The sequence below is a fragment of the Burkholderia sp. 22PA0106 genome (assembly GCF_047497155.1).
In the GTDB taxonomy this organism is placed as follows: Bacteria; Pseudomonadota; Gammaproteobacteria; order Burkholderiales; family Burkholderiaceae; genus Burkholderia.
This window is the reverse complement of record NZ_CP163162.1, coordinates 2,778,383-2,792,885: the sequence shown is the minus strand read 5'-3', so window position 1 is coordinate 2,792,885 and position 14,503 is coordinate 2,778,383. Positions and strand designations below refer to the sequence as shown.

14 protein-coding genes are annotated in these 14,503 nt (G+C 71.0%); 5 read left to right on the top strand and 9 right to left on the bottom strand.

Annotated elements, in window-relative coordinates:
• The first annotated feature begins 105 nt into the window (after positions 1-105).
• Positions 106-807, top strand: coding sequence for a response regulator (locus AB4850_RS12005; RefSeq protein WP_414440023.1), 702 nt, complete (start codon positions 106-108; stop codon positions 805-807).
• Positions 804-2,222, top strand: coding sequence for a sensor histidine kinase N-terminal domain-containing protein (locus AB4850_RS12000; RefSeq protein ID WP_414440022.1), 1,419 nt, complete (start codon positions 804-806; stop codon positions 2,220-2,222). Before AB4850_RS12005 ends, AB4850_RS12000 begins: the two co-directional genes overlap by 4 nt.
• A 24-nt stretch (positions 2,223-2,246) precedes the next feature.
• On the opposite strand, the gene AB4850_RS11995 is transcribed toward AB4850_RS12000, so the two are convergent.
• From AB4850_RS11995 to AB4850_RS11960, 8 genes are all read right to left on the bottom strand, one after another.
• Complete coding sequence (locus AB4850_RS11995; RefSeq protein ID WP_414440021.1) at positions 2,247-3,116, bottom strand: MOSC domain-containing protein; 870 nt, start codon at positions 3,114-3,116, stop codon at positions 2,247-2,249.
• 88 nt (positions 3,117-3,204) lie between these two features.
• The gene (locus AB4850_RS11990) at positions 3,205-4,185 is read right to left on the bottom strand and encodes an ABC transporter substrate-binding protein (protein WP_414440020.1); all 981 of its coding nucleotides are present in this window, start codon (positions 4,183-4,185) and stop codon (positions 3,205-3,207) included.
• 79 nt (positions 4,186-4,264) lie between these two features.
• On the bottom strand, positions 4,265-5,473 hold the full coding sequence (locus tag AB4850_RS11985; protein ID WP_414440019.1) for a c-type cytochrome: 1,209 nt from the start codon (positions 5,471-5,473) through the stop codon (positions 4,265-4,267).
• Between the two features lie 27 nt (positions 5,474-5,500).
• Positions 5,501-6,325, bottom strand: a complete 825-nt coding sequence (locus AB4850_RS11980; protein ID WP_414440018.1) for an ABC transporter ATP-binding protein — start codon at positions 6,323-6,325, stop codon at positions 5,501-5,503.
• On the bottom strand, positions 6,319-7,404 hold the full coding sequence (locus AB4850_RS11975; protein WP_414440017.1) for an ABC transporter permease: 1,086 nt from the start codon (positions 7,402-7,404) through the stop codon (positions 6,319-6,321). The genes AB4850_RS11980 and AB4850_RS11975 overlap by 7 nt, the downstream gene beginning before the upstream one ends.
• Before the next feature lie 4 nt (positions 7,405-7,408).
• Entirely contained in the window at positions 7,409-8,485 is a 1,077-nt protein-coding gene (locus AB4850_RS11970) for an ABC transporter substrate-binding protein (RefSeq protein ID WP_414440016.1), read from the bottom strand.
• A gap of 116 nt (positions 8,486-8,601) precedes the next feature.
• Positions 8,602-9,441, bottom strand: coding sequence for a class II aldolase/adducin family protein (locus tag AB4850_RS11965; protein ID WP_414440015.1), 840 nt, complete (start codon positions 9,439-9,441; stop codon positions 8,602-8,604).
• A 115-nt stretch (positions 9,442-9,556) separates the two neighbouring features.
• Positions 9,557-10,642 carry an LLM class flavin-dependent oxidoreductase gene (locus AB4850_RS11960; protein ID WP_414440014.1) on the bottom strand — a complete coding sequence of 362 codons (1,086 nt, stop codon included), beginning with the start codon at positions 10,640-10,642 and terminating at the stop codon, positions 9,557-9,559.
• 265 nt (positions 10,643-10,907) lie between these two features.
• On the opposite strand from AB4850_RS11960, the gene AB4850_RS11955 reads away from it, so the two are divergent.
• Positions 10,908-11,114 (top strand): hypothetical protein, encoded by a 207-nt coding sequence (locus AB4850_RS11955; RefSeq protein WP_414440013.1) that lies wholly within the window; start codon positions 10,908-10,910, stop codon positions 11,112-11,114.
• Between the two features lie 44 nt (positions 11,115-11,158).
• On the opposite strand, the gene AB4850_RS11950 is transcribed toward AB4850_RS11955, so the two are convergent.
• The gene (locus AB4850_RS11950; protein WP_414440012.1) at positions 11,159-12,070 is read right to left on the bottom strand and encodes a LysR substrate-binding domain-containing protein; all 912 of its coding nucleotides are present in this window, start codon (positions 12,068-12,070) and stop codon (positions 11,159-11,161) included.
• Between the two features lie 62 nt (positions 12,071-12,132).
• Between AB4850_RS11950 and AB4850_RS11945 the strand changes: the two genes are divergently transcribed.
• Together AB4850_RS11945 and AB4850_RS11940 are read left to right on the top strand one after the other, a co-directional pair.
• Positions 12,133-12,738, top strand: coding sequence for a cysteine dioxygenase (locus tag AB4850_RS11945; RefSeq protein WP_414440011.1), 606 nt, complete (start codon positions 12,133-12,135; stop codon positions 12,736-12,738).
• Between the two features lie 67 nt (positions 12,739-12,805).
• Positions 12,806-14,467 (top strand): rhodanese-related sulfurtransferase, encoded by a 1,662-nt coding sequence (locus tag AB4850_RS11940; RefSeq protein ID WP_414440010.1) that lies wholly within the window; start codon positions 12,806-12,808, stop codon positions 14,465-14,467.
• Positions 14,468-14,503 lie beyond the last annotated feature (36 nt).

The following is a 14,503-nucleotide window of genomic DNA, read 5'->3' as shown; positions in this document are numbered from 1 at the left end:
GATGTTTGTTTGTGTGGAGCGGATCGTAAGCGTCAGGTACTTTCAGTCTGCTTTCGTTTCGGGCCACAATAGCGTCCGTTTCGTCATGGATTTCCCGAGGTCGTCATGCGCGTGCTGCTGGTCGAAGACAATCCCTCCCTCGCGCAGTCGCTGTCCGACGCGCTGTCGGCCGCGCGCTACACGGTCGATCGGATGGCCGACGGCGAGGCCGCCGACCACGTGCTGCGCACTCAGGATTACGCGCTCGTGATCCTCGATCTCGGGCTGCCGAAGCTCGACGGGCTGGAGGTGCTGCGGCGCATGCGGGCGCGGCGCAACGCGGCGCCGGTGCTGATCCTGACCGCGCACGGCTCGGTCGAGGATCGCGTGCGCGGGCTGAACCTCGGCGCCGACGACTACCTCGCCAAGCCGTTCGATCTCACCGAGCTGGAAGCGCGGGTGCGCGCGCTGATCCGGCGCAGCGCCGGCCACGAGCAGGCGCGCATCGCATGCGGGCCGCTCGAATTCGATGGCGTCGGCGGCGGCTTCCGGCTGGCCGGCGAACCGCTCGCGCTCACCCCGCGCGAGCGCGCCGTGCTGGAGGTGCTGATCCTGCGCAACGGCCGCGCGATCAACAAGGAAGCGCTGTCCGAGAAGATCTTCGGCATCGACGAATCGGTCAACGCCGATGCGATCGAGATCTACGTATACCGGCTGCGCAGGAAGCTCGAAGGGCGCGGGGTGGCGATCGTCACGCTGCGCGGGCTCGGCTATCTGCTCGAAGCGAAGGATGACGAAGCCAGCCCGGGCGCGGGCGGCGCATCGTGAGGCGCCTGAACCTGCGCATGCAGGTGGCGCTGTGGCTGCTCGTGCCGCTGCTCGGCCTGCTGGTGCTCGATTCCTGGCTGACCTACCAGCGCGCGATGAGCGCGGCGCATATCGCGTTCGACCGCACGCTGGCCTCGTCGCTGAAATCGATTCGCGAGGGCGTGCGGCTCGATCAGGGCGACGTGATCGTCGACCTGCCGTACCTGGCCCTGGAGATGTTCGAATCGAACGACGGCGGCAAGATCTATTACCAGATCCGCGAGGACGGCGGGCGCACCGTGACCGGCTATGCCGACCTGCCGCAGCCGCCGCTTTCGGCCGAGCCGTTTCGCGCGACGTTCTACGACGCGGTGTATCGCGGCGAGCAGTTGCGCATGGCCGCGCTGCGCCTGCCGGTGCACGACGTGCCCACTGCGCAGACGCGCATGGTGCTGGTGATGGTGGGCGAGACGATCGAGGCGCGGCAGGCGCTCGCGCGTGAAATCCTGACCGGCTCGCTGAAACAGGAAGCGCTGCTGATCGTGCTCGCGCTCGGCATCGTGTGGTTCGGCGTGTCGCGCGGATTGCGGCCGCTGTCGCGGCTGTCGGCCACGGTGGCGGCGCGTGCCGACGACGACCCGTCGCCGCTGCCGGCCGACGGCATGCCGGCCGAAATCGCGCCGCTCGTCGAATCGATCAACCAGTACATCGCGCGCACCCAGCGCATGCAGGGGGCGCGGCGGCGTTTCTTCACCGATGCCGCGCATCAGTTGAAGACGCCGCTCGCGGCCGTGCAGGCCGGCGTCGAACTCGCGCAGCGGCCCGCCGAAGCGGCGCGCGCCGCCGATCACCTGCGGCGCGCGAACGGCGCGGTGCGGCAGGCGGCGAAGATCGTCCAGCAGTTGCTGTCGCTGTCGCGGCTCGAATCGGACGGGGCCGCTGCCATCGAGCGGCGGCGCGTGCCCTTGCACCGGCTCGCGCGCAGCGCCACGCTCGACTGGTCGCCGGTGGCGCGTGCGCGTGGCATCGACCTGGGCTTCGAGCACGAGGCCGACGTCGACGTGATCGCGCGCGCGGACCTGCTGACCGACCTGATCGGCAACCTGGTCGACAACGCGATCCGCTATGCGGGCGACGGCGCGGTGGTGACGGTGCGGGTGGGGCGCGATGCGGAGGGTGGGCACGGCGCGCGGCTTGCCGTGATCGACGACGGGCCGGGCGTCGCCGCGCACGAGCGCGACGCGGTGTTCGAGCGCTTCTATCGCAGCTCGGCCACCGAATCGGTGGAAGGCTCGGGATTGGGGCTGTCGATCGTGCGCGAGATCGTGCGCGTGCACGATGGCGCGATCGAGCTGGGCGATACGCCGGGCGGCGGCCTGACGGTGACGGTCAGGCTGCCCGGCGCGCCGGAGGACACGGAGGCCGCGCGCGGCTGAATGTTGCCGAACGCGCGGCGTGCGTCAGGCGTCGAAGCCGATCTCCGCATCGAGCGTCTGGCCCACTTCGAGCACGCCCACGCCCGCGCCGGCCAGCACCGCGTGCTTGCCGAACGTCAGTTCGCCGTCGAATTGCGCGCTGCCTCGGTAGGTGCTCATGGTGTCGAGCGGTTCGTACGGATGGGCCGGGTTCGGGCCGCCGAGCTGTTGATCGATGGCCGGAATCGGGCAGCGCGTGCACAGCTTCACGAGCCGCAGCCGGATCGTGCCGGCTTCACTCTCGATGTCGAGATGCTCGACGTAGTCTTCTTCATACGCTTCCAGCCCCGAGATCACGAGGTTCGGACGGAAACGGTCCATGCCGACCGACGGCACGCCGCGCTGGCCGAGCCGCGTGTTGAGGTCGTCGAGCGAGGCTTGGCCGACCACCATCACCGGGAAGCCGTCGGCGAACTGCGTGTGCGTGACGATCTCGCTGGTCCACTGGCGGTTGACCTCGCGGCGCACCTCGGGCGAGAAGCGCACGAGCCGCGCCGGCACGCCCAGATACGCGCCGAACCATTGCGCCGTGGCCTCGCCCGTATCGAGCGCCTGCACGGTGTTGCGCCAGATCGTGACGGCCAGCGTGGGTGCGCCATCGAGCGCGTGCGCGTCGAGCGGCGTGTGCAGCGTCGGCATGCCGGGCGCGTCGATCGCGAGCGTATCCTCGCCGATCGTCACGCGCACCAGCGCCAGTTTGGCGTGCTCGCGCTGCGTGATCATCGCGCCCGACGGCTCGACCACCATCCAGCCGCGATCGTGTTCGAGGCCGCTTTCGAGCAGGCGGGCGCGCACGAGCGAGATGCCCGCGCAGGATTTGATCGGATAGATGAACAGTTCGCTGAGGGTCGGCATGGCGGTGGCGCGCGGCGCGCAGGGCGGATCGTAAAGCGGGATTCTGCCAGATCGCCCGCGCTGCGAGTTGCCTTGCCGCGTGTGGTGCTCAGGCTGCGCCGAGCGGGAAGCTGCGGTCGAACGTGGGTGTGACGTCCAGCGGCTGCCGCAGCAGGCCGACCTTGCGATAGAAATCGGCGGTGGCCTGCTGCTCGGCGATCAGCGGTGCTTCGATCGGCAGCCACTGCGTCTTGCGGCGCTCGAACTGGAGCCTCGCCGCCGCCTCCGAAATGCCGATGATGCGCGCGAGCGTGGCCGAGAACGCGTCGGCGTGCTGGTACGACCACACCTGCGCGCGCGCCACGCGTTGCACGAAGTCGTGCAGTACCGGGCGCTTCGCGGCGATCGCCGCATCGGTCGCGGCCACGTAGCTCAGGCCCGACGACAGCCCGCGCCCATTGACCAGCACGCGCGCGCGATGGCTGGTTTCGGCCAGCGCCGTGTACGGTTCCCAGGTTGCCCAGGCGTCGATCGAGCCGGTGCTCAACGCCAGCATCGTGTCGGCCGGCTGCAGGAAGCGGAAATCGACGGCCGTGGGCGGCAGGCCGGCCGCATCGAGCGCCTTCAGCGCCACGTAATGGCCGATCGAGCCGCGCGTGGTGCCGATCCGCTTGCCCTTCAGATCGGCGGCCGTATGCAGCGTCGCGTCCGGCGCGACCATCACGGCGGTTCCGTAGGGATCCGAACGGTTGGCCGCGATCGCCTTCACGCGTGCGCCGCCCGACAGCGCGAAGATCAGCGGCGCGTCGCCGATCGGGCCGAGGTCGACGGCGCCGGCGTTCAGCGCCTCGCCGAGCGGTGCGGCGGCCGGGAATTCGGTCCACTCGATGTCGTAGGGCAGGCCGTTCAGCGCACTGGCCGCTTCGAGCAGCGCGCGCAGGCCGCCCTTCTGGTCGCCGGCCTTCAGCGTGACGCGCGGGCCGCCCTGCGCGAAGGCCAGCGTGCCGAACGCGGGCAGGGCGGCCAGCCCGGCGGCCGCGCCGGTCGATTGCAGGAAGCGTCGTCGGCTGCGCGAATGAGCCTGGGTCATGGGTTGGAGTCCTTGTCGATGAACGGGATATCGGAAAACGGTGGGGCCGCGGCCGCCGGTCAGGCGAGCGGTGCGGCAGTCAATGCGGATAGCCACCCTGAATGTTCGACACGGGTTCCGCATCGATGCGCGCGAGCAGCGTGTCGATACCGCCCGGTGCATTGGCCGGGTTGCCCGATGCCCCATTGCGTGCCGCCGCCGCGCGTTCGCGATCGGCTTCGACGCCGCACATCAGGTTTGCGTCGGACCAGCGCGCGCCGGGCGCGGCCGCCGCGCGCAGCCAGCCGCCGCGATCGGCGATCAGCTCCGCACCCGCGAACGCGGCGGCAGGCCGGTCGGCGATGGTCGAGAAAATCGTCCACGCGCCGGTCGTGACCGCCGTGCAGGTGGCGCGCGGGCCGTCGGCCGGAACCTGCGCGGGCGGGCGGCTGTCGCGCGTGAGCAGCAGCGTTTGCCAGCGGGCATCCTCGAACGGCGGCACGGCGCCGGCATCGAGCGCGACGATCCGCACGCGCTGGCCGCTGCGCCAATGCGAGAGCGTTTGCGTGGCGCCGTCGGCGCATCGCACATCGAGCGCGGGGATCGGCAGCGGCACCGGCCAGCCCGCGCCGCTTTCGCTGCCGCCGGCGGCGGACAGCACGCGCAGGTAATCGAGCGCGGCCCAGATGTCGCGATCGTCGAGCCGGCCCGCGAACGCCGGCATGGTGGTGTGGCCGTCGCGCTCGCGCATGCCGGCCGCGACGTGCCAGAACAGTTCGCCGTCGAGCCGGCGCGCGAGCAGCGGCCCGGCCACGGTGGGCGGCCACACCGGCAGCGCATCGGCTTGCGGGCCATCGCCGCGCCCGCTCGCACCGTGGCAGGCGATGCAGTGCTGCGCATAGACCTGCGCGCCGTGCAGCGTGGTGGCGATCGAGAATGCGACCGGCGAGGCCTGGAAACTGGTGGGCGCGGCCGGCGTGAGCCACAGCGCGGCGGGCGGCCACGGCGCGAACCACGCGGCGGCCAGCGCGCAGGCGGCCAACGGCCAGCGTGCGCGGCGCCACAGCAGCGCGGCCAGCGCGAGCAGCAGGGCCAGCGTGCTCGCGATCAGCGCGAAACCCACCTCGCGCGCGAGCCCGCGATCGATCGCCAGCGTTTCGGTGGCGACGCGCCGGCTCCACGGCCAGGCGGCCTGGCCGTGGCTGCGGCCGGCCAGGCCGAGCGCGTCGGCCAGCCCGCCGAGCGCGACCTGGCCGTCATGCAGCGCCGCCAGCAGCGGGTTCAGCCAGAGTTCGGGCGCGGCGCTCATCGCGATGCGCCCTCGCGGCTCCGTGCGCTACCAGCTCGCATCGAGGCCGAGGTGGGCAAGCGCGGTGCGGCGCAGTTCCGCGAGGCGCGGATCGCCGCGATGGCGCGGGTAGGGCAGGTCCACCGCGAGTTCGGCCACGATGCTGGCCGGGCGCGGGCCGAACACCACCACGCGCTGCGCGAGAAACAGCGCTTCCTCCACGTCGTGGGTGACCAGCAGCGCCGAGAACCGCGCGCGCTGCCACAGCGCCACCAGTTCGCTCTGCATCGAGAGGCGCGTCAGCGAATCGAGCTTGCCGAGCGGCTCGTCGAGGATCAGCAGGCGCGGATCGTTGACCAGCGCGCGGGCCAGCGCGACGCGCTGCGCCATGCCGCCGGATAGCTGATGCGGGAACGCATCGGCGAAATCGTCGAGGCCGACGCGCGCGAGCGCCTCATCCACGCGATGCCGTTCGCGCTTCGGCACGCCGCGCGCATCGAGGCCGAGCGCGACGTTGGCGCGCACGCGCCGCCACGGGTACAGCGTCGGGTCCTGAAACACCACGATGCGCGACGGGTCCGGCCGATCGATCGCTTCGCCATCCTGATGGATGCTGCCTTGCGAGGCCGGCTCCAGCCCGGCCACCAGCCGCAGCAGCGTGGATTTCCCGCAGCCGCTCGGGCCGAGCAGCGCCACGAATTCGCCGGGCGCGACCGACAGCGAGACGTTGTCGAGCACTTGCAACGGGCCTTTCGGCGTGTCGAACCAATGGCTCGCGCGTCGGATATCGATGCGCGCGCCGGCAGCGGGCGCGGGCGAGTGGGCAGCAGCGGCGGCGCGCGGCGCGGCCGTGCCTGCGGTGGCGATCACCATTTGACGGTTCCTTTCTGCCAGGCCAGCGCGCGGTCGCGCAGCACGAACAGCAGCGTGATGAGGCCGGAGAACAGCAGCGCCATGACGATCAGCGCCGCATACATGTTGGTGTACGAGGCCCAGCCTTGCGCCCAGCTCAGATACCAGCCGAGGCCCGATTTCACGCCCATCATCTCGGCCACCACCAGCACCGTGAACGATGCGCCGAGGCCCATGAACAGGCCGACGAACACCTGCGGCAGCGCGGCCGGAATCGCCACGCGCAGCACCAGGAAGCGCGCGTTCGCGCCGAGCGTGCGGGCCACGTCGTAATAGGCCTTGCCGACGCTCGCCACGCCCGACCACGTGAGCACCGCCACCGGGAAGCCGGTGGCCAGCGCGATCAGGAACACGGCCGCCGACCAGCTCGACGGGAAGAAGTAGAACGCCAGCGGCAGCAGCGCGGTGGCTGGCAGCGGGCCGACCACGCGCAGCACCGGATGCACCCAGTAGCCGATCGCGCGCGACCAGCCCACCGCCACGCCCACCACGAAGCCCACCGTCGCGCCCGCCCCCACGCCCACGGCCAGCAGCTTCAGCGAATTGAGCACGCTGCCGCCGAGCCGCGGCCAATCTTCCAGGTAGACCTCGATCAGCGCCTGCGGCGGTGCGAAGAACGGCGTCGGCAGCCAGCCGGTCTTGGCCGTGGCGATTTCCCAGGCGGCCAGGCCCAGCGCGATCGCGGCGAGCCACGGGCCGGCCGGGCGCAGCCGCGCCAGCACCGCGCGGCCCGGCGCGACGAACGGGCCGCCCAGCGCGAGCAGTGCGATCAACACGGCGATCGCCCAGCCCGCCGTGCCGATCTGCTCGGTGTAGGCCCAGTCGGCGAAGCCCACGATACGGTTCGGCCAGAGCCGGGCGATCGCACCGAAGCCGGCCCAGGCGAGCGCGGCAACGAGGCCTGCGCCCCAGATGCGCGAGGCGGGCGAGGCCGGTGCGGCGCACGCCGAGCAGGCGGCCGAGGCGGAAGGCGAAGGAGACGGCACGCGCTCCGCCGGGCGGCGGCGCGTGTCGAGGGCGGCGGAATCGGGCGTGGCCATGGCGTTACCCCAGCACGTTCGCGTACACCGCCTGCGCGAAGCGCTGCGGGTCGGTGGTCTTCTTGATCACGCCGATACGGCGGAAATCGTCGGTGTAGAACGCGATTTCCTGCTGCAGATCGACGTTGGTCGGATGGTGTTCATAGGTCAGCGTCGAATAGAGCTTGCGCAGGTCGTCCGGGCTGACCTTCGGCGTGTACTTCGCGAACAGCTTGGCCGATTCGTTCGGGTTCTCGCGCGTGTAATCGGTGGCCTCGACGATCGAGCGCGCCAGCGCGGCGGCGGCCGGCCGGTCGTTGCGCACCAGTTCGCCGCGCGCGCCGATCACGCAGCAGACCTTGTGGCCGTATTCGTCCGAGAGGTTGCTCGCCAGTTGCGTGTACTTGCCCGGCTCGCGCTTTTCGAGCAGGTAGAGGTTCGGGTCGCCGTCGGCGATCGCGTGGATCTCGCCCTTGTCCACGGCCACGCTGAGCAGGTCGGCCGGGTATTGGCGCCAGCTCACGTCGCGCTCGGCGTCGATGCCGTGCTTGGCCAGCAGGATCGAGAAGAAGTTCTTGCCGGGCGAGGCCAGGTCGCTCACGCCGATGGTCTTGCCCTTGAGCGCCGCGAGCGAGGTCACGCCGGCGTGGTTCGCGCCGAGCATGCGCACGCAGCCGCCGTGCGAGCTGCCGATGATCTTCACGTCGAAGCCCGATTCGAGCGGCTTCAGCCAGCGGTGGATCATGCCCACCGCCGCGTCGGCCTTGCCGGTGGCGATCGATTCGAGCAACTGGTCGGTCGAGCCGCTGTAGTTGACCAGTTCGACCGACAGGCCGTTCTTCTCGAAGATGCCGCGCTCCTGCGCGATGACGATCGGCGTCAGGCAGAACGCGCCCTGGTTCCAGGCGAACTTCAGTTTGCGCAGCGGCGGTGCGGACCACGCGGTGCGGCCGAGCGCGAGCGATGCGCCGGCCAGCGCGGCGGCGCCTGCGGTGCGCAGCGCGCGGCGGCGGTCCGGGCGGGCCGGTGCATGCGGCGCGGCGGGCGCGCCGTCCTGAACGGCGGCCGCCGGTTGCGAGTCGTGATCGAGCGAAGCGGACATATGACGGATTCCTTAACGTAGCGAGCGGTAGCGAAAGGAGCGCGTGTGACGGGCCGATACGTTGCCGGCCCGGTATGTGAATGTGATGCGAACGGCGTGAACGAGGCGGGCGGGCGTCAGTCGAGCAGGTCCGGTTCGGCTTCGACGAGGCCCGCGTACAGGCTCTCGAACGATTGCAGCGCACCGTCGGGCTTGCCGATCTGGCCGTGGGTGTGGCGCGCGGTGTCGGCGTCGATCGGCTTGGGCGTGCCGGCCGCCTCGGCCAGCAGCGCGGTGTGCGCGACGTTGTCGAGCGCGATGTACCACCAGGCGGCGGCCTCGACGGTCGGGCCGCCGGTCAGGATGCCGTGGTTCTTCAGGATCACGCCCTTGTGCACGCCGCCATCCGGCTTCACGAGCGCCTGCGCGATGCGGTCGCCCTCGCTGGTATCGACCACCATGCCGGTGAAGTCGTCGAACAGCGCGTGATCCTCGTAGAACACGCAGGCGTCCTGCGTCAGCGGTTCGAGCGGGCGGCCGAGCGTGGACCACGCCTTGCCGTAGGTCGAGTGCGTATGCGCGGCGGCCACCAGTTCGGGATGCGCCTCGTGGATCGCCGCATGGATCGCGAACGCCGCCTTGTTGAGCGGACGATCGCCGATCACGGTTTCGCCGCGGCCGTTGACGAGCAGCAGGTCGGACACCTTGATGCGCGAGAAATGCACGCCGAGCGGATTGACCCAGAAGTGGTCGTGCAGCTCGGGGTCGCGCGCGGTGATGTGCCCGGCCAGCCCCTGCGCGAAACCGAAGCGCGCGAACAGGCGGAATGCGCCGGCCAGCCGTTCCTGGCGATGACGGCGTTCGGCGGCCACGCCCACGCGCTGCGCGGGCGGGTCGAACCAGAATTTCTGCTGCGGCTGCGCTTTGAGCGCGAGGCCGGAGGGCGTGCGGGACTGCAGGGGCAGGACGGTGGACATGGTCGGTCTTCGTGTGGGGAGGCGGCCGCGCGTGAGAAGGCGCGGCCGCCGGCATTGCGTGGTTTGGCTACGGGCGTCGGGCTTGGGGACGCGTGCGTTCGAAGCGGGGCCGGGCTCAGGCCGCGGCGCGGCGTTGCTGGCGTTCGGCGATCAGCGCGCGCGTGCGCGGCAGCAGCTCGCGGCCGTAATCGATGGCGTCGTCGAGCGGGTCGAAGCCGCGAATCAGGAAGGTCGTGACGCCGATGTCGTAGTAGTCGGCCAGCGCATCGGCCACCTGTTCGGGCGTGCCGACCAGCGCGGTCGAATTCGAGCGGCCGCCGCTCAGTTGCGCGATCTCGGTCCAGAGCCGCTTGTCGACGCGCGGGCCGCGTTCGGCGGCGGCCAGCAGTCGTCTTGCGCCTTCGCTCTGCTGCGGGCCGCCCACGCCGAGGCCGGCGGCCTCGCGCAGCCGGCGCGTTTCGTCGAGGATGCGGCTTGCGCGCGCCCAGGCGGCATCCTCGGTGGCGGCCAGGATCGGCCGGAACGACACCGAGAAGCGCACCGAGCGGCCTTGCGCGGCCGCGGCGGCGCGCACGCGGCCGGTCAGGTCGCGCACCTGGTCGAGCGATTCGCCCCACAGCGCGTAGACGTCCGCATGCTTGGCCGCCACCTCCAGCGCCGCAGGCGACGCGCCGCCGAAATAGATCGGCACGTGCGGCTTCTGCGCCGGCTTCACTTCCGAGAAGCCCTGGCGGAACTGATAGAACTTGCCGTCGTGATCGAACGGGCGGTCTTCCGTCCAGATGCGGCGCAGGATGCCCAGGTATTCGTCGGTGCGTGCGTAGCGTTCGTCGTGTTCGAGGAAATCGCCGTCGCGCTGCTGCTCGCTGTCCGAGCCGCCCGAGATGAAGTGCACGCCGAGCCGGCCGCCGCTGAACTGATCGAGCGTGGCGATCTGGCGCGCGGCCAGCGTCGGCGCGGTGAAGCCGGGGCGGTGCGCGAGCATGAAGTTCACGCGCTCGGTCACGGCCGCCGCATACGACACCGTCAGCGTGGCCGACGGGCCGGTCGAATGATGCGGCACCAGGATCCGGTCGAAGCCGGCCTGCTCGTGGGCCTGCGCGAAGGCGCGCACGTAGTCGCGATCGACCGCGTTGCCCGACGGCGGGTGGATCTCGGATTGCTTCTGGCTGGTGATCATGCCGATGAATTCGACGCTCATCGCGGTGCTCCGATGCGGACGGCCCGGTGGGGTGCGGGCGGGATGACGAGGCCGGCGGCGGCGCGAACGGCGGCCCCAGCCGGAACATGGCGGCCAGATTAGCGTCGGGATCATGCAAGACGTAAATAATTATTTGCGCAATGAATATCAAATTTGCATGGTTTGCGCGGGCGTGCGGGGGGCTTAGGCTGTGGGTCGATTGGTTGCTGGAGAATGGCTCGCGGACGCACGCGTGATCAGGAGCGGCGAGCTGATGGCGAGTTGATTGACCGAGCCTTTCGCGGCTGGGCGCGTGCGCGTCCGGCCCGTTTGCGCTGGCGCGTTGGATGGTTTCATCGATCGTGCCGATCGCGTTGGTTGGTCGGATCGGGGTGATGTGGCGACGCCGGCGCTGGCCGAATGCCGCCGCTTCGCGCTCGCGTACATCGCGCCGCGCGAGCCGGTGGGAAGGATGAAGGGAAAGCGGGGTTGAGGCAGATGCAGCGGCGTATCGGTATCAGCAGGCATCAGACGGCATCAGGCCGCCGCATCCTCCACGCCGAGCGCCGCGAAGCGTTCGCGCGCCGCACCGGCCACGGCCTGCGCCGGCGCGGCCAGCCGCTCGACGCCCTCGCGCTGCGCGAGCCACAGATCGATCGAGGGCCGGAAATCGCTGACGTTGACGACTTCCAGCGCGTCGCGCAGCGGGCTGGTATCGAGCAGCGGCAGCGGCACGAGGCCGAGCCCGAAACCGTCCACCACGGCTTGCAGTTGCACGTCGCGGCTGAACGCGTCGAGCGCGATGTTGACCGGCAGGCGCTGCGCATCGAGCGCGCGCTTGAGGCTCGCGCGAAAGCCGCAGCCATCGGGGTTCAGGATCCAGCCGCGCGTATGCAGATCGGCAAGCCGGCAGCGTTTCGGGCACGCGCCGCGTGCGGCCACCACCACCAGCCGCGTGGCGCACAGCCGTTCGGCCGTGACGCGCGGCGGCAGCGCCGTGTCGCGTGCCGCGAACACCAGCGCGGCGTCGAGTTCGCCGAGCGCGAGCCGGTCGAGCAGCGGGCCGGCCCAGCCGGTTTCGACGCGCGGCGCGAGCGACGGCCAGCGCGCACGCAGCATCGCCACCAGCCCCGGCAGCAGCAGCTCGCCGATGCCGTGCGTGAGGCCCAGCCGGAACGTGCCGGCCGGCGGCTGGGTCGCGCGCACCATCTCGCGCAGCGCATCCACTTCGCGCAGCACGGCGCGGCACTGGTCGTGCACGCGGCGGCCCAGGTCGGTCGGCCGGGGCGGCTTGGTGTTGCGGTCGAGCAGCTCGACGCCGAGCGCTTCCTCGAGGTTCTGCACGCGCCGCGTGATGGCCGGCTGGGTGATGCCGAGTTCGTGCGCCGCGTGACTCAGCGACTGGCAGCGCACCACCGCCGCGAAAGCATCGATATCGCCGATTTTCATGTTACTTTTGCATGCAATGTGTTCAGGGTTATGAGCATGAATCATATTCCAAGAGGTCCCCGATGAGTGCGTTTTCCTTGCATCAAACCGCCGCGGAGCAGGCGCAGCGCGCCGCGCCGCCGCTGGCCGAATTCGTCGCCGCGTTCTCGCGGCTGCTCGACACGCGTCCCGACGAGGCGCGCGTGGTGCAGGCCGGCGGCGCGCTGCTGGCCGACCTGGTGGCGCGCGACGACTGGCTGCCCGAGGCGTTCGCGCAGCCCGATCCCGAGCGCTACCAGCAGTTCCTGCTGCATCGCGATCCGGCCGGGCGCTTCTCGGTGGTCAGCTTCGTGTGGGGGCCGGGGCAGACCACGCCGATCCACGATCACACCGTGTGGGGGCTGATCGGCATGCTACGGGGTGCGGAATATTCGCAGCCCTATGCATTGGCCGCCGACGGTGCACCCGCGCCGCACGGCGAGCCGGTGCGGCTCTCGCCGGGGCAGGTCGAGGCGGTGTCGCCGTCGCTGGGCGACATCCATCGCGTCAGCAACGTGTACGACGATCGCGTCTCGATCAGCATCCATGTGTACGGCGCCGACATCGGCGCGGTCGAACGCGCCGTGTATCGCGAGGACGGCACGCGCAAGCGCTTCGTGTCAGGCTATACGTTGCCCGCCGCGGCCTGAGCGCGGCATCACTTTTCGCGGCCTCATCGCGGCTTCACTTTTTCTTCTTCATCGATTCCCAGTCACCATGTCCGATTCCGTCGTGCCTTCCTTCGTGCTTGCCGATTCCGCCGCTGCCGCGTTTCCCGTGTCGACCGTCGCCGAGGTGCGCGCCGCGCTGCTCGCGCGTGACGAACTCGCGTTCGTCGATCTGCGCGAGGAAGATCCCTACGCGCAGGGCCACCCCCTGTGGGCCGCCAACCTGCCGCTGTCGAAGCTCGAACTCGAGGCCTGGACGCGCATTCCGCGCCGCGACACGCGCGTGGTGTTGTACGGCGAGGCAGGCGGCGTGGATCTCGCGCCACGTGCGGCGCGCGTGCTGGCCGCGCTCGGCTACACGCATGTGCATCTGCTCGAAGGCGGCCTCGACGCGTGGCGCGCGGCGGGCGGCGAACTGTTCATCGACGTGAACGTGCCGAGCAAATCGTTCGGCGAATACGTGGAATCGAAGCGGCACACGCCGTCGCTGTCGGCGCAGGAAGTGCAGGCGCTGATCGACACGCGGGCCGACGTGGTGATCGTCGACGCGCGCCGCTTCGACGAATACCAGACTATGAGCATCCCGACCGCCACCAGCGTGCCCGGCGCCGAACTGGTGCTGCGCGTGCGCGAACTCGCGCCGGACCCGGCCACGCGCGTGATCGTCAATTGCGCGGGCCGCACGCGCAGCATCATCGGCACGCAATCGCTGGTCAACGCGGGGCTGCCGAACCCGGTGGCGGCGCTGCGCAACGGCACGATCGGCTGGTTGCTGGCCGGGCAGACGCTCGATCACGGCGCGGCCCGGCGCTTTCCCGACGAGGTGTCCGAGGCGAACCGCGAGGCGGCCCGCCGCAACGCGCGCGAGGTGGCCGCGAAGGCCGGCGTGACGCGCATCGCGGCCGCCGAAGTGGATGCGCTCGCCGAAGGCGGCCGCCGCACCGTGTACCGGCTCGACGTGCGCACGCCCGAAGAGTACGCGGCGGGGCACTTGCCCGGCTTCGCGAACGCGCCGGGCGGCCAGCTCGTGCAGGAAACCGATCATCACGCGTCGGTACGCGGCGCGCGCATCGTGCTGGCCGACGACGACGGCGTGCGCGCCGACATGAGCGCCTCCTGGCTTGCGCAGATGGGCTGGGACGTGCGCGTGGTGGAGCCGGTGGCAGCCAGCGAACGCTCGGCCACCGGCGCCTGGCGCGCGCCCGCGCCCGAGGCCGTGCCGGTCGAGCGCATCGCGCCGGCCACGCTGGCCGCCTGGCGCGCCGAAGCCGGCGCCGATGCGGATGCCGAGGTGGCCGTGCTCGACGTGACGGCCAGCGCGAACTACGTGAAGCGTCACGTGCCGGGCGCGTGGTTCGCGATCCGCGCGCAGTTGCGCGAGGCGCTGGCCGCGATCCCGGCCGCGCGCCGCTACGTGGTGACCTGCGGCACCGGCCAACTGGCGGCGTTCGCGGCGGCCGACCTGCGCGCGCTGCTGCCCGCCGACGTGGGCGTGTATCGGCTCGACGGCGGCACGCTGGCCTGGATCGACGCGGGCCTGCCGCTCGAAACCGGCGAGACGCGGCTGGCCACGCCGCGCACCGACCGCTACCGCCGCCCGTACGAAGGCACCCAGAGCGCGGCGGCCGCGATGCAGGCCTATCTCGATTGGGAGTTCGGCCTGGTCGAGCAACTGGGCCGCGACGGCACCCATCATTTCGACGTGATCTGAGCAACGGGCGGCGCTTTCGAGCGCCCGCCCGCGTTC